The organism is Microbulbifer agarilyticus S89, assembly GCF_000220505.1.
Classification (GTDB): Bacteria; Pseudomonadota; Gammaproteobacteria; order Pseudomonadales; family Cellvibrionaceae; genus Microbulbifer; species Microbulbifer agarilyticus_B.
The window spans coordinates 180,830-199,522 of record NZ_AFPJ01000009.1; the positions used below are offsets into that span (position 1 = coordinate 180,830).

General features: G+C 55.3%; 17 protein-coding genes. 12 read left to right on the forward strand and 5 right to left on the reverse strand.

What is annotated here, in order from left to right; all coding sequences use genetic code 11:
* Positions 1 to 115: 115 nt before the first annotated feature.
* Positions 116 to 511 carry a YchJ family protein gene (locus AS89_RS0103330; RefSeq protein WP_010130914.1) on the forward strand — a complete coding sequence of 132 codons (396 nt, stop codon included), beginning with the start codon at positions 116 to 118 and terminating at the stop codon, positions 509 to 511.
* Positions 511 to 1,242 (forward strand): pseudouridine synthase, encoded by a 732-nt coding sequence (locus AS89_RS0103335; protein WP_010130915.1) that lies wholly within the window; start codon positions 511 to 513, stop codon positions 1,240 to 1,242. The genes AS89_RS0103330 and AS89_RS0103335 overlap by 1 nt, the downstream gene beginning before the upstream one ends.
* A 14-nt stretch (positions 1,243 to 1,256) precedes the next feature.
* On the opposite strand, the gene AS89_RS16790 is transcribed toward AS89_RS0103335, so the two are convergent.
* Both AS89_RS16790 and AS89_RS0103345 read right to left on the reverse strand, forming a co-directional pair.
* A complete protein-coding gene (locus tag AS89_RS16790) occupies positions 1,257 to 2,672 on the reverse strand; it encodes a M14 family metallopeptidase (protein ID WP_081475660.1) in 1,416 nt (471 codons plus the stop codon).
* Between the two features lie 112 nt (positions 2,673 to 2,784).
* Positions 2,785 to 3,732 (reverse strand): hypothetical protein, encoded by a 948-nt coding sequence (locus tag AS89_RS0103345; RefSeq protein WP_010130918.1) that lies wholly within the window; start codon positions 3,730 to 3,732, stop codon positions 2,785 to 2,787.
* A 90-nt stretch (positions 3,733 to 3,822) separates the two neighbouring features.
* On the opposite strand from AS89_RS0103345, the gene AS89_RS0103350 reads away from it, so the two are divergent.
* On the forward strand, positions 3,823 to 4,827 hold the full coding sequence (locus AS89_RS0103350) for an isoaspartyl peptidase/L-asparaginase family protein (protein WP_010130919.1): 1,005 nt from the start codon (positions 3,823 to 3,825) through the stop codon (positions 4,825 to 4,827).
* Between the two features lie 103 nt (positions 4,828 to 4,930).
* Here AS89_RS0103350 and AS89_RS0103355 read toward each other — a convergent pair whose 3' ends face one another.
* Both AS89_RS0103355 and AS89_RS0103360 read right to left on the reverse strand, forming a co-directional pair.
* Positions 4,931 to 6,136, reverse strand: a complete 1,206-nt coding sequence (locus AS89_RS0103355) for an ABC transporter permease (RefSeq protein WP_010130920.1) — start codon at positions 6,134 to 6,136, stop codon at positions 4,931 to 4,933.
* Entirely contained in the window at positions 6,126 to 6,839 is a 714-nt protein-coding gene (locus tag AS89_RS0103360; RefSeq protein ID WP_010130921.1) for an ABC transporter ATP-binding protein, read from the reverse strand. The genes AS89_RS0103355 and AS89_RS0103360 overlap by 11 nt, the downstream gene beginning before the upstream one ends.
* Positions 6,840 to 6,934: 95 nt before the next feature.
* On the opposite strand from AS89_RS0103360, the gene AS89_RS16795 reads away from it, so the two are divergent.
* From AS89_RS16795 to AS89_RS16800, 7 genes are all read left to right on the forward strand, one after another.
* Positions 6,935 to 7,657, forward strand: coding sequence for a DUF3299 domain-containing protein (locus AS89_RS16795; RefSeq protein WP_010130922.1), 723 nt, complete (start codon positions 6,935 to 6,937; stop codon positions 7,655 to 7,657).
* Positions 7,658 to 7,853: 196 nt separating this feature from the next.
* On the forward strand, positions 7,854 to 10,292 hold the full coding sequence (locus AS89_RS0103370) for a TonB-dependent receptor (RefSeq protein WP_010130923.1): 2,439 nt from the start codon (positions 7,854 to 7,856) through the stop codon (positions 10,290 to 10,292).
* A 30-nt stretch (positions 10,293 to 10,322) separates the two neighbouring features.
* On the forward strand, positions 10,323 to 10,748 hold the full coding sequence (gene hisI, locus AS89_RS0103375) for a phosphoribosyl-AMP cyclohydrolase (RefSeq protein ID WP_010130924.1): 426 nt from the start codon (positions 10,323 to 10,325) through the stop codon (positions 10,746 to 10,748).
* A complete protein-coding gene (locus tag AS89_RS0103380; protein WP_010130925.1) occupies positions 10,745 to 12,079 on the forward strand; it encodes a dihydroorotase in 1,335 nt (444 codons plus the stop codon). Before hisI ends, AS89_RS0103380 begins: the two co-directional genes overlap by 4 nt.
* A 50-nt stretch (positions 12,080 to 12,129) precedes the next feature.
* A complete protein-coding gene (gene folE2 / locus AS89_RS0103385) occupies positions 12,130 to 13,032 on the forward strand; it encodes a GTP cyclohydrolase FolE2 (protein ID WP_010130926.1) in 903 nt (300 codons plus the stop codon).
* A gap of 175 nt (positions 13,033 to 13,207) precedes the next feature.
* On the forward strand, positions 13,208 to 13,861 hold the full coding sequence (locus AS89_RS0103390; RefSeq protein WP_010130927.1) for an SOUL family heme-binding protein: 654 nt from the start codon (positions 13,208 to 13,210) through the stop codon (positions 13,859 to 13,861).
* A gap of 68 nt (positions 13,862 to 13,929) precedes the next feature.
* Positions 13,930 to 15,081 carry a low temperature requirement protein A gene (locus tag AS89_RS16800; RefSeq protein WP_010130928.1) on the forward strand — a complete coding sequence of 384 codons (1,152 nt, stop codon included), beginning with the start codon at positions 13,930 to 13,932 and terminating at the stop codon, positions 15,079 to 15,081.
* A gap of 40 nt (positions 15,082 to 15,121) precedes the next feature.
* Here the strand turns inward: AS89_RS16800 and AS89_RS0103400 are convergent, their stop codons facing one another.
* Positions 15,122 to 17,311, reverse strand: a complete 2,190-nt coding sequence (locus AS89_RS0103400) for a M3 family metallopeptidase (RefSeq protein WP_010130929.1) — start codon at positions 17,309 to 17,311, stop codon at positions 15,122 to 15,124.
* A 375-nt stretch (positions 17,312 to 17,686) separates the two neighbouring features.
* On the opposite strand from AS89_RS0103400, the gene AS89_RS0103405 reads away from it, so the two are divergent.
* Positions 17,687 to 18,106, forward strand: coding sequence for a TraR/DksA family transcriptional regulator (locus AS89_RS0103405; RefSeq protein WP_010130930.1), 420 nt, complete (start codon positions 17,687 to 17,689; stop codon positions 18,104 to 18,106).
* 158 nt (positions 18,107 to 18,264) lie between these two features.
* Positions 18,265 to 18,630, forward strand: coding sequence for an SgcJ/EcaC family oxidoreductase (locus tag AS89_RS0103410; RefSeq protein WP_010130931.1), 366 nt, complete (start codon positions 18,265 to 18,267; stop codon positions 18,628 to 18,630).
* The last annotated feature ends 63 nt before the right edge of the window (positions 18,631 to 18,693 follow it).

Consider the following 18,693-nt stretch of genomic DNA (forward strand, 5'->3'; position numbering starts at 1 on the left):
GTTTTCATTGCGATGCCACGCGCATACACTCCGCATCGCCCAATTCGCGCACGACTGACTGAAGGGTCGGCGCAACGCCTGCTATGATGCGCATTCACCCGGATATCAATACACCATGAACACACCTACTCACCAGACAGAGCCAGCGTGCCCCTGTGGTTCCGGCAAGTCCTTCACCCAGTGTTGCGACCTGTACCTATCCGGGAAAACCTACCCAAACACCGCTGAGTCCCTGATGCGCAGCCGTTACTGCGCTTATGTGACCGGTAACCTGCCGTATCTGAAAAAAAGCTGGCACCCAGACACCTGCCCGGAACTCAGCGAGCAGGATTTACACACCAAGTGGCTCAGGTTGGACGTTATTAAGGCGAAAAAGGGACTGAAACGATCGATCGTCGAATTTAAGGCCTGGTATCAAGACGGCGACAAGGAATGTGCCCTGCACGAAATATCGCTGTTTAAGCTACACAAGAAGCGCTGGGTGTACGTGGAACCGCTGGAATCCTGGTGATGACCCCCGAACTGATATTTGAGGACGACCACCTGATCGCCGCCTACAAACCCGAGGGATGGCTGGTGCATCGTTCGTCTATCGACAAGCACGAAGATCGCATCCTGCTGCAATACCTTCGCGATCTGGTAGGACAACACCTCTACCCGGTGCACCGGCTGGACAAACCTACCTCCGGGGTCATCGTATTCGGCAAAAGCGGGGATAGCGCGGCAAGGCTGCAAGCGCAGCTAGACTGTGACTCATCTGTGAAGCAATACATTGCGGTGTGCCGGGGTTTTTGCCCCGAACAAGGGGTTATCGACCACCCGCTCCCTCCAGTTGCCGACTTTAAACATCAGCGCAAACGGCCGAAGAGCGAGTTGCCTCGACAGGAAGCCATCACCCACTTCCGGCGCCTGGACACGGTAGAGCTGCCGGTTGCGGTAGATCGCTACCCCAATAGTCGCTACTCTCTGGTGCAGATTGAATTGCAGACTGGGCGCCGCCATCAGATCCGTCGGCATTTCAAACACCTATCCCACCCATTGATTGGCTGCCCGAAATACGGCAAATCCACGCACAATCGGTTTTTTGCCGAGCAGCTGCATTGCGCACGGTTGTTGCTGCACGCTTATCGGCTATCGATACGACATCCGGTGACTGAGGAGAGACTAGAGTTGGTCGCCAAACCTCGGGGATGCTTTATGTCGCTCATCGATCAGTTTGGCTGGCAACTGCCAGCCAACTGATATACGCGCAATTTCTATTGCGCGCCCTGCAACCCCCTTACGTCTACCAGCTCGCCATCCAGAATGGCCGCCTTCACGCCATTGACGTCGGAAAGCAGAAAGGTCGCATTGCGCCGTCTAGCGGGCAGTTCACCCTGCAACCGCTGGGGGTTTAACACTACGGGCAGTTGGGTCTCTTTGACCAACAATGCCTCGTCCCCTTCGAAGTAGGCTACTCCGTCCTGGAGCAACGCCAGATAGCGCTCGTCCGTCAGCTCAAGAGGCGCATCCCCGTCCAGTAAAAATGCCTTGGGCATCTGGTACCGAGCACCGCCCGCATCGTAATCGAGGAATCCGGCCAAATTTGAGAGATCACCCACATCCGCAACCGAAGTTTGTCCGTAACGCTTACGGATTGCCAGATCCGTGCGATACGCCAGATCACCTTGCCCAGCACCTACATTGCGAATTTTAAGATCGACCAGTGCATCATCCTCATTCAGTGGAATAGCCTCATAGGTCGCGCGCGAGGTGGACAAATAAGATCCCGACGCAATGCTGTCGATCGCAGTCACCAGCATCTCAAAATTCATGTGCCGGGCAACCTGTCGATTGGGATCATTCGGATGCGCACCGGATTCAATCAAGATAGTGCTAATGCCCATTTCGGAAAAGGTGTCGCCAAAGGCTCGCCAGGCATAGGTGTCGTCATAGCGGCCGATATTGGCACCAATCACTGGCTGGATTTTTTCAACCATGACGCTGATCAGCTGCATGGCGTTTCCACGACTGGTATTGATGTCGCGCTCTACATTAAAGGCAGGCGCCAATACCGAAATCGTCGCCGCCTCACCGCTATCGCCCACCCCGTAGTAACTGCCTTGGTCGTGCAGGTTAAAGCCAAACTGTGGCTTAAACTCTTTTGCCAGCTGCATCAGAACCCGCCCCTCTGGCGACTGCAGCGCCTTGGCATCGCGGTTGATATCAAAGCTCTGCGCATTGTGCCGCGTATTTCGCTCGGCACCATCAGGGTTAAGCATAGGCACAATCAGCAGACTAAGTTCACCCATCCACTGATCCCGCCATGCAGCCTGCTCTGGCGCGGTGATGTAATTCAGCAGATCAAACAGCGCGGGCGTTGCTGTTGGTTCGTCACCATGCATCTGCGACCACAACATCACCCGCGTCTCGCCCTCGCCGAGGGCAATACTGTACAACGGACGTTTCTCGTAGGATTCGCCGATCTGCTTTACGGTCAGTAGCGGATGCTCACGAAGCCCTTCTATCAGCGGCAGTATGTCAGACTGGCGGATCACAGGCTGATCCAACCCAGGGGTTTTATACTCTTGGTAGATTTCCATTTCGACCACACGCTCACTCCCTGCAACATCCGTTACTTGCTCTTCCTTGCCACAACCGCCAAGAAGAACTCCCGCCAACGCCATTGACATAAGCGCGAATCGCCCGGTGCGCGTATATGCAGTTTTTACTGTCCTCAATGAAATACTCACTTTTTGCCCCTAGTGCCATCGATTAATCGTTTTGCAAACGCCATCAACGCCGTTAACGCCCATCAGTCGCCGCCGGCCACCAACCAGTATTCACCGGTCGGTCTCTGGTAAAGTCGGTATAATCACGTCGTAAATCAAATGTGTGCGTGTTGTATGGCCGCTGAATGATCAGCGCATCGTGCAGGCACCAACCGGCGCCCTCGGCACAGCCAGAATCCACGTCTAACGCAACATATTGAATCCTCTCAGGGTATCGCGCCTCCGTTGCCAACATATCAGCATGATTAGACGAGCGACTCCCGGTGACCCTGTCGTGGGCCGCCACCGCCCGGCCACGGGCGATAAGCTCCAATGCGGACTGACCCAGCGCCAAATCGTCTCCCTCCAACCCTTCGCCAGAGCCGCCATCGAGGTTTATGTAGGTAACGGCATTCGATAGCCGTGCACGCAGGCGCTTATCGTCCGCCACCAGGTTTAGCCACTGATGAGCCGGAAAACTGCCGCTAGAGTGCGCAACCAGTACAACACGCCGAATAGACTGATCTTTCCGCAGCCGATCGATACTGGCGACGATGGGCAACTCCCGTTGCTGATAGAAAACACTTCGTGGCCCAGCAAATATCCATGCCAGATCGACCGCGCTCGCCACCGGTTGTCGGAGCAACTCCGAGGCCCATTGCTCGGCCCACTCGCGCTTTACCGAGTAACCCGGAAACAGCACCAGCATCACACTTCCTTCCCCAGAGTTGCGCTGAGTTTCCGACCAGAGTGGATCCAGCGTTCGCCAAACCCAATGTTGGGTCGGCGAATTAACCTTGCGCTCGGTAATTGCCTCTACGCCCGGCGCGCACGCCCCCATCACGATCCAAAGCAGCACACCAGAAAAAGTTCGACACATGACGCCCTGCAATCCCTGTTTATTTTCTTTTATCACGCCTTCCGGAAAACCTATATGCTGCGGTAAGGTAATCACAATGTACACGGCATGGGAAATCGTCATCTATCACTACTACCGATAGATGGGGCCAGCGCACGAGAACGGACAGACAGCCTGACGGACTTCCGGGGCACCCGAATTGAGTGAAGAACCATGAGAAAAATACTGATTTTTGCTTTGCTATTCGTTACTGCCCCGGCATGGGCAGAGAAATATGGGCTGGTGCTCCATGGTGGCGCGGGCACGATCACCCGCGCCAAGCTCACGGACAAACAGGAATCCGAACTTCGCGCGAAGCTAGCGGAGGCCCGGGATGCCGGCTACAAGGTACTGGAGCAAGGTGGCTCCTCCCTGCAAGCGGTAACCACCGCCATCATTATTCTCGAAGATTCCCCGCTGTTTAACGCGGGCAAAGGCGCTGTGTACACTTTTGATGGGGCGCATGAGTTGGATGCCTCGATCATGGATGGCAGCAATCGCAAAGCGGGTGCCGTGGCCGGCGTAAAAACTGTCCGCAACCCGATCCTGGCGGCCCAAGCCGTCATGAATCAATCTGACCACGTCATGCTGGCAGGCACCGGCGCTGATGCCTTTGCCCGCCACGTCGGGTTGCCGCAGGTAGAAAACAGCTATTTCGATACCGAATTTCGCCTCAAGCAACTTGAGCAAGCGAAGCAGAAAATTGAAGACGAAGGCACATCCTTCAATATTACCGATAGCGACTACAAATACGGCACGGTCGGCGTTGCCGCGCTCGACAAGCAAGGTAACCTCGCGGCCGGCACCTCCACCGGCGGCATGACCGCCAAGCGCTGGGGCCGTGTGGGCGACTCTCCCATCATTGGTGCAGGGACCTGGGCAGACAACAACAGCTGTGCCGTTTCCGCTACCGGTCACGGGGAATACTTTATCCGCTATCACGTGGCCGCGGATATCTGTAGCAGAAAGCTATACCGCGACCTGCCACTGACAACCGCCGCGCGAGAAGTGATCCACGATGTTCTGCTGCCCGCCGGCGGTACCGGTGGCATTGTCGCCATGGATCGAGCCGGCAATATTGCAATGGAATTCAATACCGAGGGTATGTACCGGGCCTGGCGCCTGTCGGATAACTCTGCGGGTGTCGCAATTTATAGTGATCAGGAGGAAGCCCCCTGAACAGGGGGCGGTAAGCTCGGCGCAATTTCGGCTGCGTTCCCAGCCGCATCAACCGCTCATCCTCAATACGATTGCTCCTTCATACGGTTGCGCCTTAATACAGTTATGCCTCTAACCCGCGCTTCAACGACTCGCGATACACACCGATAGCGGGAATCAGTGTGACTACAAATGTCGCGGCAGCAATAATGCCAAACAGCTGCATAGACTGCTCAGAAACAATGGAGCCTTCGAGATAAACACCGTAGTGCGCCGCTAATAGCGGTTCTGCAATCCAAAGCCCAATAGACAATACGGACAGCGCGACGCAGGCGCCCAGCACCAGTACAAGCAGCGCTTCTATTTGTATCAGCAAAAACAGCTGTAATGGTCCCGCGCCAATGGTGCGCAACAAGGCAATTTCCCTGCGGCGCTCACGAATCGATGTAAGCAACATAATGCAGAGCCCCAGTAGCGACGCCAGCACCACCAAGGCGGCAACCAACAGCAGTATGTTTTCGACGACCCGCAACATCTGCCAGAGCTGGGAGAGTGCCACACCCGGCAATATCGCCAGCAACGGTTCGCCGCGCGCGGTATTGATCTGGCGTTGCAGCTGGAAGGTTTTTACTGGCGAGTTGAGTCCCAACATAAACGCGGTAATGGTTTGCGGCTCCAGCGCACTACCGTCCCAGTGGCGGTCATGCACCGCCTCCATACCCTGCAGGCTGATATACAAGGCCTGATCGGTCGGGGTTCCCGTCGGCTGTAAAATTCCAGTGACCTTAAATGGCCGATCATCATGATTATGGAAGCTGGTGCTGCCCAAGCCATGGGCGAGCACCACGGAGTCACCAAGGTCATAACCAAGCTTTCTCGCGACTTCCGCCCCCAGAACCACATCCAGGGTATCGTCAAAAGCAGTGCCTTGTGCGAGTTCCAATGGCCGCCCTTTGCCAAAGCGAAAATGCTCGAAGAAATCCTGCGACGTTCCGACTACGCGATACCCCTTGTGGGAGTCCCCCAGTGAAATCGGGATACTCCAGGCCACGGCCGGTTCATCCGCAACCCGCTGGTAGGTCTGCCAGGAAATATTGGCACTGGGGCTGCCCATGCGGAATACGCTATATAACAGCAGGTTTATCGGGCCAGTGCGGGCACCCACAATCAGATCCACACCCGATACGGTGCGGTTGAAGCTGTCTTTGGCATGGCTGCGTATTTGCTCCACACCAAACAAAACAAACAAACTGACACTCACCGAGAGAATTGCGAGCAACACGCTGCCCCGGCGATGCATCAGGCTCTGCCACGCCAGCTTAACCAGCATAACTGCCCTCCTCGCGCCAAGCGCGATTCAGCTCACGCATATCCGCGCGCTGAGAAAAATGCGCAGCAAGCGTTGTATCGTGACTTACAAAGATGAGGGTGTTGTCACTACTCGCGAAGTTTTGCAGCAGAAGCTCGGCGAATGCATCGCGCGCTTCCGGGTCCAACGCAGAAGTCGGCTCATCGACCAACAGCATATTTGGCCGATTGATCAGTGCGCGTGCAATGGCAACCCGCTGCTGCTGCCCCACACTGAGCTTTGCTGCTTTTCGCTGGAGCAGGTCCTGACCAAGCCGCAACTCAGCCAACAACTCGCTGGCGCGCCGCTCCAGATCTCTGGTGTTACCGGTGAAATGTGCCGCCAATCGCAGGTTGTCTAACACACTCAGATAGGGGATTAGATTGAACTGTTGGAACACCACGCCAATATGCTGCGCACGGAAACGGTCGCGGCGGCGGCTACCCAATGCCGACATCGACTGCCCCAAGACCTCCAGGCGAGCCTCAGGCGCGACCAGCATGCCCGCAAGCAGATTGAGCAGCGTGGTCTTGCCGGAACCGGATGGTCCGCGCAAGAACAGGTGGCTGCCCTTGGGTATGGACCACTGGGGGATATCCAGCACGCACGCCCCGCGTTCATAGGAATAACGCAGGCGCTCCAGTGCAACTGCCTCTTCCCCCAGTTCAACCGCCGGTGCATTCATCGATTACCTCAGCCAGTCATTCATCAGAAGATTCATCGAAACGAACATTGATGATATAACATAACTACCTTTGAAAACTCCACGATGTTGTGCCTATGCCTGTTCGCACCCTCTATCTCGCCACAATGCTTTGCCTTGCCGTTCTCAGCGGCTGTAGCAAAGCGGATCTCAGTGCCAGCCGACCGCCCGAGACTCCCGACCTTCACGGGAATACCGACAAGGGCCCGGACCCCGACACCGGGGACGCGCACTCAAGGACCACATCGCCAGCAACCAAGGGCGTATCAAAGGCCCAGCAAGACCGAGACGATCCCCCCTACCGCGACATCGAATACCGGGATGTGGCCTGGGAGGAACTGATCCCGCAAGAGGATCTGCAGGCACTGCTCAATCCCCCGGAATACCTGGACGCCATTGCCGAGGGCTCCGAAGGTGATATTTTCCCCGAGGGGCCGGAGGGAATTGAACAGGCAGTTGCCGATACCCCCTATCAACGTGCGCTGAAATCTGCACGCATCAAGCCCGAGTTTGATCAACAGAATGTGCGAATCCCGGGCTTCGTGGTGCCGCTCGAGTTTGATGATGATCAGACAATCACCAGCTTTTTGTTAGTGCCCTATTTCGGGGCCTGCATCCACCTGCCACCACCACCGCCCAACCAGGTGATTTATGGTGAGTTTTCAAAAGGGTTTCAGGTACAGTTCCTGTTTGACCCCTTCTATATCGAGGGCGAGCTGCGCACCCTTCCGACCAGCACAGAACAGGGCGAAGCGGCCTACCGCCTGAACGTGCACAACATCAGCCCCTACGAAGACTGATGACTGCGGGGGTTCGCCCCCGCTATTGCCCGCACCCCACCCTCCGCTAGGCACAAAGCCCCCCCAAGAGCCCGAATTCATTCGCCCCTGTTGCTCACGCCTTACAAGGAGCGTAAGATATGTTACATCGTAACATCTAAATATCGTGACATTCACGTTACGCCGTACGCTCGCACACACATCAGAGGAAGATCAAATGAGATATGTAGCCAGTACCGTGGCACTAATGACCCTTTCCGGGCTCGCACACGGTGTATCCGGGGTGGTAACTGATGGATCTGGAAATGCCATCAGCAACGCCACCGTATCCATCGTCGGCAGCCGACTGGAAACACGCACCGGTACCGATGGCAGCTTCACCCTGGATACCGACGGCAATGAAGGTCGAGAACTCCACATCAAGGCGCCGGGTCATACCCACCAGACCTTGCTGATCGACTCTGCGAGCGAAAAGCCGTTGGTGGTCGCGTTGCGTCGCACCATGATCGAGCAAATCGATGTCACCGCCACCCCACTCCACGCTTCGGCAATGGAGTCCGCGCAGCCGGTGACGGTACTGGCAGGCGAAGACTTACGACGCAAGCAAGCCTCTACTCTGGGCGAAACCCTGAAGAATGAAGTCGGTGTCCATTCCACCTACTTCGGACCCGTCGCCAGCAGCCCAATTGTGCGCGGACTCAATGGTCCACGTGTTCTGATTGCACAAAACGGCCTGGATGTGAGTGATGCATCGCGCGTCGGCCCGGACCACGTGGTTGCGACAGAGGCAATGACCGCAGAACAGATCGAGATCTTGCGTGGGCCCGCCACCCTGTTTTATGGCTCCGGCGCCATTGGTGGTGTGATCAATGTCGTCGACGACCGAGTACCCTCTTCCAGCGACACCAAGGGTGCCGTTTCCGTAGAAAGCAACTCAGTGAACGATGAAGAAGCCTTCTCCATGGCCTTCACCGGTGGCGGCGAGAATTTCGCCTATCACTTTGACGGTTTCACCCGCGATGGCGACAACTACAAAATCCCGGGTGAGGCAGAACTTCACTCTGACGAAGAGCACGAAGAGGAACACGAGGGTGAGCACAGTGAAGGCGTGCTGGAAAACAGCGCGTCCAGAAGCAAGGGCTTCAACCTTGGTGGTAGCTGGTTGTTGGAAAACGGCTACGTGGGTCTTTCCTATGGGCGCCTGGAGCGGGTTAACGGTATTCCCGGTCACAGCCACGACCATGGTGAGGAACACGTAGAGCATGAAATGGAAGTCGGCCTCGAGGAAGAACACGAGGAGCATGAAGAAGAATCCGTAATTTCCGATCTCAAACAAGACCGCTGGCAGCTGATCAGTGAGCTCTCCCTGGATGGTGCCTGGCTCAACGGACTCAACACCCGTATCGGCTACACCGATTACGAACATGTCGAGATTGAAAACGGCGCTTTCGGAACCGTATTCGCCAACGAAACGTTACAAGTACGCAGCGACTTTTTGCTGAAAGAAATCGCCGGCTGGCGCAGCGCCATTTCTGTAGAAGGGAAAACCACCGACTTTGCCGCGGTGGGCGAAGAAGCCTTCACACCACCGAGCCGCACCGACAGCATCGCTCTGGGATTCATGCAGGAAAAAAATAGCGGAGACTTGCTGTGGCAACTGGGTGCCCGCGTTGAGAAAGTCAATATCAGTGCAGATTCCATCCCCTGGGAAGAGGAAGAGCACGAGGAAATGGCGGGTGAGGAGCACGAGGAACACGTAGAGCTTCTCGACTTCGACAAGCTTTCCTTTACGCCTTACAGCGCTTCCGCCGGTGTCGTGTGGGATTTCGCCGCTGACTACAACGCTGGTGCGTCCTTCACCCACGCACAACGCGCACCAAGTGCCGCCGAGCTCTTCTCTTACGGCCCACATATCGGTACCGGAAGTTTCGAGGTAGGCGCACTGTTCCGTTTGCACGAATCAGATGATCCGCACTTCCACTACGTCAATGATGTAAATGAAGAGGTTTCTAATAATGTCGACCTGAGCCTGCGCAAGCACTCCGGTGATATCGGCTGGACCCTGAACGTCTTCTACAACCAGATTGACAACTTCTACTACGAGCGTGATACCGGGTTTGATAGTGAAGCGATCGCCGGACACGATCACGAAGAGCATGATCACGCGGAAGCAGAGGGCGAAGAACACGCGCACGACCACGGTGCCCTGCCCGTCTACGTATTCGAGCAGGCAGACACCATTCAGTACGGTATTGAGGCTCAAATGGCCTGGCAACTGTCAGAAGCCTTTGCGCTCAATCTCTGGGGTGACCGCATTCGCAGCAAGCTGAAAGACGGAGGCAACCTGCCGCGCACGCCGCCGGCACGCCTGGGAAGCCAACTGAGCTTCCAGCAAAATAGCTGGGAAGCCAACATCGGCGTCTCTCATTACTTTAGACAAAACCAGGTAGCAGAACGCGAAACCAGCACCGCTGGTTACACCCTGGTAGATGCGGAAGTGAGCTACTCCTTCGCTACCGACCTGGGTGACCTGATCGCTGTGCTTAAAGGCATGAACCTGACCGACGAGGAAGCTCGAGTGCACACCTCATTCCTTAAAGATCGGGCACCGCTGCCGGGCCGTGGCGTCAGCCTGGGCTTGCGCGGAACCTTTTAACGTTCGTTAGCAGTAGAGACCGAACAATCGATGCAACGGGACTATTTTGTTGCACTGGAAAATCACGACGCTCGGACACCACTTGCTCTGTCCGACGTCGTTGATCAGCTCGCCTTCAATGCGGACGGGCTGATCCCAGTGATCACACAGGATGTACACACGAAAGAAATTCTCATGTTCGCCTGGATGAACAGAGAATCCCTACTTAAGACTATCTCTTCCCAGCGCATGACATACTGGTCCCGCAGCCGCCAGCAGCTCTGGATAAAAGGCGAAACCAGTGGCCATGTGCAGACAGTAGTGGACATTTCATTTGACTGTGATGGCGATGCGATCCTCTGCCAGGTAGAGCAACAGGGCTCCGCTTGCCACACAGGCAGAAAGACTTGCTTCTACCTTCAAGTCGATGGAGCAAAACAGCAAGTATGGGTGACCGGGGACGACGTACACGCATGAAGTCTACGCTGATAAAAAATGCGCGTATTGTAAATGAAGGCAAAACCTTCGAAGCTGATCTGCGTATCGTAAACGATAGAATAGCCAAACTAGAGAGCGAAATTACCGCGCAACCCGGGGATCAAATCGTGGATGCCACGGGGCTGCACCTTATACCTGGCATGATCGATGACCAGGTACATTTTCGCGAGCCGGGCCTGACTCACAAAGGCACTATCGCCAGTGAATCACGTGCCGCGGTGGCTGGCGGCATTACCAGTTATATGGAAATGCCTAACGTCAATCCCGCAACCACCACCATCGAGGCACTGGAGAGCAAGTTCAACATCGCCGCGCAACACTCTGCGGCAAACTACTCTTTCTACCTCGGTGCCACAGAAGAAAACCTCGAGCAAATAAAACGCCTCGACCCGCGAAATCACTGCGGGGTGAAGGTGTTCATGGGGGCGTCAACCGGTAACCTACTGGTGGAAAACCCAACGGCGCTGGAGGGTATCTTCCGCGACTCTCCCACCCTCATCGTAACCCACTGTGAAAGTGGTCCGGTGATCAGCCGAAAGCGCGAAGCACTCCTAAGCGTAAAACCTGAACTCACCATCGAAGACCACCCGAAGCTTCGCGATGCCGAGTCTTGTTTTGTCTCCTCTTCCTACGCCGTGGGTCTGGCAAAACAATTCGGAAGCCAGCTGCATGTTCTGCATATCACTACCGAAAAGGAATTGGCCCTATTTGAGCCCGGCCCTATTCAGAAAAAGAACATTACCGCCGAAGTATGCGTGCACCATTTATGGTTTAGCGAGCAGGACTACCCTCGCCTTGGCAACCTGATCAAGTGCAACCCTTCCATCAAAAAGCAAAGCGACCGGGATGCGCTGCTCAATGCGCTGCACACCAACCAGATTGACATCGTTGCGACCGACCATGCACCGCATACCTGGGAAGAAAAGCAGGTCGCTTACGATGTTGCTCCCGCAGGGCTGCCGCTGGTGCAACACGCGCTGCTGACCTTGCTCGACCACGTGAATCACAATCGTCTTAGCCTCCCCCAGGTGGTCTACAAGACAGCGCATAACCCGGCAATCCGCTACCAGATAAGCGAGCGCGGGTTTATCCGCGAGGGGCATTACGCAGACCTGGTTCTGGTCGACACGCAGTCGCCGACACTGGTTACTAACGAAAACAGTCTGTACCACTGCGGCTGGAGTCCATTTGCCGGCCACCAGTTTAGTGCCAGCATCAAGGCAACCTGGGTGAATGGACAGAAGGTATTTGATGGCAGCAATGTCCTGCCTAGAACCCCTACCGCCAAGCGCCTGGCATTTTCCGCATAAGACTTTCTAACGGAAAGCCAACCATTCGAATCAATTTAGGCCCGATGTAGATGCAGTTACCCGAATCGCTTCCTGATATTGCCAAGACACAGATTGAGAACAGCAACAATGCGCTCCGTTGGGTTGGCATGGAAGATATCGCCATCCCGCTTCTCATGGAGACCGCGGACGCACGTCCACAGGCGGTATCCGCCAAAGCCAATGTGTACGTTAGCCTCGACGACCCTTCCGTTAAGGGAATCCATATGTCGCGGCTACACGCCCTACTCAACCGCCTCTCTACCGTTACCTGTGACAGAAAAGCTCTGAATACCGTGCTTAAGGAGATGGTCGAATCCCAGGCCGGCATCAGTAAAAGTGCGAAGATCAGCCTGTCGTTTGATTTGACGCTCCCAAAAGGCTCGCTGTTAAGCGACGAAAGCGGCTACCAGTCCTACCCAATCGAAATTTCGGGAGAGAGTCTAAACGGCGAGATTTCCTATGGACTGAAAATAGCGGTCCCATACTCCAGCACCTGCCCCTGCTCTGCCGCACTTGCGCGCCAGCTCTACGCCAACGCTCTTGATGCGGCATTCCCAACAGACACGGTCGACAAGCAGGCGCTGCTCCGCTGGGCACTGGCAAACACAGTTGCCACTCCACACAGCCAACGCTCGTATGCCTACCTTGCGCTCACCATCGGTGACAACCCGTGGCCACCTCTGGCCTCGCTGGTCCAGCAGACAGAAGAAACCATTGGCACACCGGTGCAGACCATGGTGAAGCGCCGCGACGAACAAGAGTTCGCCCGCTTGAATGGCGACAACCTGATGTTCTGTGAAGACGCAGCACGCAGAATAAAGGGCATGCTGGAAAATGCGGACTGGGTAAAGGACTACTGGTTCAAAGTCGAGCACCAGGAGAGCCTGCACGCTCATAATGCTGTGGTGATCGATCAGAAGTATCCTTCTTAAGCCACGCCACTTAAGCCACACCACTTAAGACACCCCCGTTGAACCGCTATACCTGAGGCGTCGCTAGACGCCTCCTCTTCTCTAACTGGCAACTATTGCCAGAGCCCCCACCGATCCAACCGGATAAACACTCCGTACTATCCTGAAGTGACAGTGCTTTTGGGAGGCAGCCATCATGTGGCACCTGGTACGTCTCGGTATTGCCCTGATCGGAATTTTGGGAGCAACCATGGCTTCGGCAATTGAAACCCCTCAACACACGGTGGTTGAGACACATACGGACTTTGAGCTGCGGCGCTACGCCCCGCAAATCGTCGCCGAGGTCGAAGTGGAGTCCACCTTCGAAAATGCCAGTGGCTTGGCGTTCCGCGTACTGGCGGACTACATCTTTGGTAACAATTTAAGCCAAAAGAAAATGTCGATGACTGCGCCAGTACAGCAGCAGGCCAGCGAAAAAATCGCAATGACTGCACCGGTGGCACAGCAGCCTTCTCCAGACCGCACTGCAGAACCGGATACAAACGGCAAGCAACGCTACCGGGTGAACTTTTTTATGCCCGCCGAGTACACCATGGAAACCCTGCCAAAACCAAACAATCAGGCAGTGACGCTGCGGCATATCCCGGAGCGGCTAGTGGCGGTTCGCCGTTATCGCGGTGGCTGGAGCCAGGAGCGCTATCGCGCGGAAGAGCGTAAGCTACTGGAAGCGCTGCAAGAGGCGGGGCTCACCGCACGAGGAACCCCCATCTTCAACCGCTACAACTCCCCCTTCTCGTTGCCATTGATGCGCGTCAACGAGGTTGCAATCGAAGTGATACCGAGAACCTAGCGAGTAGTCTGATGACAGCGTCCCGTTCCTCGCCCTTCCTACCAGTCCTGAGCGTGTAGCTGCGCACCATGCCAGCCACCGATCGCACGCTCTCCCAATCAGACAATCGGCGGGCCACCTGGCTCGAACTATTTTTTGACCTGGTGTTTGTCGCCGTTATCAGTGCGGTCTCAAACGACCTCGCGCACACGGTGCACGGACATCTCACTGCAGAGCAGCTACTCCGCTTTCCGCTGGTTTTCATCCCCGTGTGGTGGATATGGATGACCCACACCCTCTACGCCAACCGCTTCGACCAGGACGATATCAAGCATCGGATCGTCGCGCTGCTCATCATGGCACTCGTCGTGCTGCTCTCCACCTACTCGGAGCAGAGTTTATCCGGGAAATTTGACGCCTATGTGATGACCTACGTGGTGATTCGCTGGATCCTGGCGGGCATGTATCTCGCGGTATATAGCAAACAACGGAATGAGTTACGCTGCGCCCGGAAAATTGCCCAGTCAATCACCTTTGGCGCCCTGGTAAGCGGGTGCGCATTTTTCCTGGATGGCCCAGTACAGTACATCGTGTTCTATCTGGGCATTGTCATCGACATTTGCTGGCAGGGTTATTTGCGCCGCAACGCCTGCCAGCATCCAGTGCACCGCTCACACCTGGTTGAACGCATTGGACTGATGATCATCATTCTGCTCGGGGAATCCGTCATATCTATTGTCGGCAGCCTCTCCCAGGTCGACTGGACCCCACTGCGGGTGGGCGCCGCAATCAGCGGTTTTGCGATGGCCTGGGGTTTCTGGTGGATCTACTACGATGCTTTCCCATTGCTGGAGCGCGCCTCAAGACTATCATCGGGCAACCTGCTGACCCTCTCTCATCTTTTGCTGTGCATGGGACTTCTATTGCTGTCGGAGATGATCAAGTACACCATCGTCGACGACATGAACCGTACGACATTCAACCGACTGGCAATTTGCGGCATGACGGCGTTTTACATTGGCAAGCAGCTACCCTACTGGCAACTGTTCCCGCCGTGGCGTAAGGGAATTATTCTCAATTCAACGGTATGCCTGGCGATTATCGTGGGCAGTACTTTCCTGCCGAATATCCAGTACTCGCTTATGGGAATCAGCGCGGGCTCATTAATCTATGTAGTGATGTCGTTTCGCATGTTCCGACGCCATCCGGTAAAGGATTACCTCGTACCACGAAACCAGTGAAAAGAAAAAAGGCCGCGCATTTCTGCGCGGCCTTCTCGAATTACTCTTCGCCTTGCGGGTTCAGGCCGCGACGAATCAGTAACGCTTCGGTTGTCGGCTCCTGGCCACGGAACTTCTTGTAAGACTCCATCGGCGGACGAGAGTTACCCACCTCAAGAATGTTTTTACGGTACCAGTCGCCATTTTTACGGGTCAGGCCGCCACGCTCTTTCACGTACGCGAACGCATCCGCGGCGAGGATCTCACTCCACATGTAGGCGTAGTAGCCGGCAGAGTAACCACCACCGATGGAGTGGGCAAAGTACGTAGACTTGTAGCGCGGCGGTACCGCAGGCAGGTCTACACCATGCTTCTCGAGCGCCTTGGCTTCAAACTTCGCCACATCCTGCAGCTCGGAATCGGCAGGCAGGGAGTGCCATTCCATATCCAGCAGCGCGGCAGACATGTACTCCAAAGTATCGAAACCCATATTGAAGTTCTTCGCCTTCAATACTTTGGCCAACAGCTCGTCAGGAATTCGCTCACCGGTCTTGTAATGGAATGCGTAGTTTTCCAGAACTTCCGGTGTACTTGCCCAGTCTTCTTCAAAAGTAGAGGGGAACTCAACGAAGTCGCGAGATACGCTGGTACCGGCCAGAGTCGGGTAGCGCACATCGGAGAACATGCCGTGAATACCATGGCCCAGCTCGTGGAACATAGTCGTTACATGGTCAAAGCTCACCAGTGTCGGCTCACCTTCCGGGCCTTTCGGGATGTTCATTACGTTGACCACAACCGGCTTCTGCTCTAGCAGACCAGACTGACCAACAAATGCACTCATCCAGGCACCACCACGCTTACCGTCGCGCGCGAAGTAGTCAGCGTAGAAAATTGCCAGGCTCTTGCCATCGTGATCAAACAGTTCAAACGCCTGCACATCCGGGTGGTATACAGGAAGGTCCGGACGGGCTTCAAAACGAATGCCGTACAGACGATTCATGGTATAGAACAGGCCGTCGTGCAGCACACGGTTGAACTCAAAGTACTCACGCACTTCGTTTTCGTTCAGGTCGTATTTTTCCTGACGTACTTTTTCCGCGTAATAGGCCCAGTCCCACGGCTGCACGTCAAAATCGCCGCCTTCTTTTTCGATCATTGCCTGAATCGCAGCCTGCTCAGCCTTGGTGTTGCTCACCACTGCCGGCACCATGGAATTCAGCATGTTCATCACGCTCTCAGGCTTTTCCGCCATGGTGTTCACCAGCTGGTACTCGGCCCAGTTGTCGTAACCCAGCAGACCAGCTTTCTGCGCACGGATCTGTACCAGACGCTGTACGATCGGCTGGTTATCCAGCTCACCGGAAGTACCACGGTTGGCAGAAGCTTCCCAGATACGCTGACGCAGCTCACGGTTTTTCAGTGAAGTCAGCACCGGCTGGCGAGTGGTATTGGTAATGCTAATCAGATATTTATCTTCGTGTCCGGCCGCCTTGGCCGCTGCCGCAGCAGACTTGATCTGCGCATCGGAGAGGCCTTCCAGCTCGGCCTTGTCATCAACGACAACCGCGATCTCCTTGCTCAGTTTCAGCAGGTTCTGACTGAACTGGGTGGTGAGCGTAGAATGCTCTTCGTTCAGTGCACGCAGCGTGTCTTTCTGCTCAGCAGAAAGCTTGGCTCCGGCCTTCACAAAGTTATCGTAATAGACTTCCAGCAAGCGCTCGGACTCCGGGTCCATCTCCAGCGCCACACGCTGGTTGTACAGGGACTCCACACGGGCAAAGAGGTCCGCATTCAGGTAAATGCTGTCGGAGTGGGCCGCCAGGCGCGGAGCCATTTTGCTCTGCAGTGCGCGACGGGCTTCATTGCTGTCGGTACCGGTCAGGTTAAAGAACACACGGGAGACGCGCGTCAGCAGCGCACCAGCCTCTTCCATCGCCACAATGGTGTTGTTAAAGGTTACCGGCTCGGAGCTTTTCGCGATCGCTTCAATTTCTTGCAGGTGTTCGGCCATGCCCTGCTCAAACGCCGGCTCAAAGTGTTCGTCTTTGATGCGGCTGAAGTCCGGAGCTTGATATTGCAGCTCGCTGGCAGTCAACAGCGGATTGTCCTGGGTAGCCTGTGCAGTCACGTCACTCGCCGCCTGTGTTTTTTCTGCTTCTTGAGCATTGGCCGAGGTGGCGGAATCGTTGTTGGGCGATTCAGAACACGCTGTAATGGCCACGATGGCTACAGCTAGAAGAGATTTGCGCATGTCATTCTCCGATATACATCAAAACGAGTATGAAAACCTAAAAACTCGAAATCGAGGCCAAATAACAACCAGCAGTGCGGGCTTTTGGAGTTTTCGCCGTTGGCCTCAAAGACCCTAATTATCTGTTTTTGTTCAAATTTTTACAAAATTCACGAGTGTGCAGTCTGACACTCTTGGGGTAACAGCAATAGCACCATCAAAGTCGCCCCACCCCGTGGAACCTTCACTTGACCTCTCTGGCCCATCAAACAATGGAGCCGAAACGCTCTGTCACCAATACGTCCTAGGTTCCACAGCTATAATGTTACGTTATATCATAAATGCCTTGTCCGTCTACAACCTGAGTATCACCACGAGAAAGTACTAGGAGTATCTATGTCTCTGATCAGCGAGGAAGAATTGCTGCGGATGCCTGCGTCAGACTATATGAACGACAGCCAACTGGCGTTTTTTCGCCAGCGGTTGCTCGATCTAAAAGAAGAAACCCTGGCAGCAATCTCTGCAAGCCGCGCGGAAATTGCAACCACAGACCTTGCAGCCGCCGATGAGCTCGACCGAGCGGCAGCCGAGGAAGAGAGCCGTCAGCGCCTGCGCTTTACCGAGCGCAAGTATCTATTGCTCAGGAAAATTGAGAGCACTCTGGATAAGATCGAGGAAGGTGAATATGGCTACTGTGAGGTCAGTGGCGACCCAATCGGCCTGCAACGCCTGCTCTTACGCCCTACTGCTACCCTATCCTTTGAGGAAAAGGCCAGGCAAGAGGCGCAGGAGCGCAACTTTAGCAAGCGAAGATAGTCAGCCCTTTAGAGGCCGTGTTAATACGCCTCCGTATTCTGTATCATCGCCTCGCTTCGATTCCGTGACCGATCAGCCGCGGCTCGACAGACCCCAAAATCTGGACATATTTTGGCCACCAGATTGCCGTAGACCGCATGCTAGATACAGGTTACAGAATGAACGAAAACAAGATCCTCGCACTGTTTGATGAGTGGAACGATGCGCTGCAAACCGGAAACCCCAAAACTGTAGCGGCACTGTACGAAACTAATGCCATCCTGCTACCCACGATATCGAACAAGGTTCGCCACAATCACGCCGAGTTCGAAGATTACTTCGTACAATTCCTCGCCCTGGGTCCCCAGGGGAAACTCGACGAAGCCAACGTTCGCATTTTCGGCGAGCTGGCAATTAACTCGGGCGTATACACCTTTACCCTCGCTGATGGCGCCGTGGTGCAGGCCCGATACACGTTTGTTTACCGCTGGAATGGTCAGCGCTGGCTGATCGTGGAGCACCACTCTTCCGCAATGCCGGAGTAAACACGCTATTCGCGGGAAACGCGCCACCCGCCGTCCGCGCAGAAAGTTGAGCCCGCACTTTGC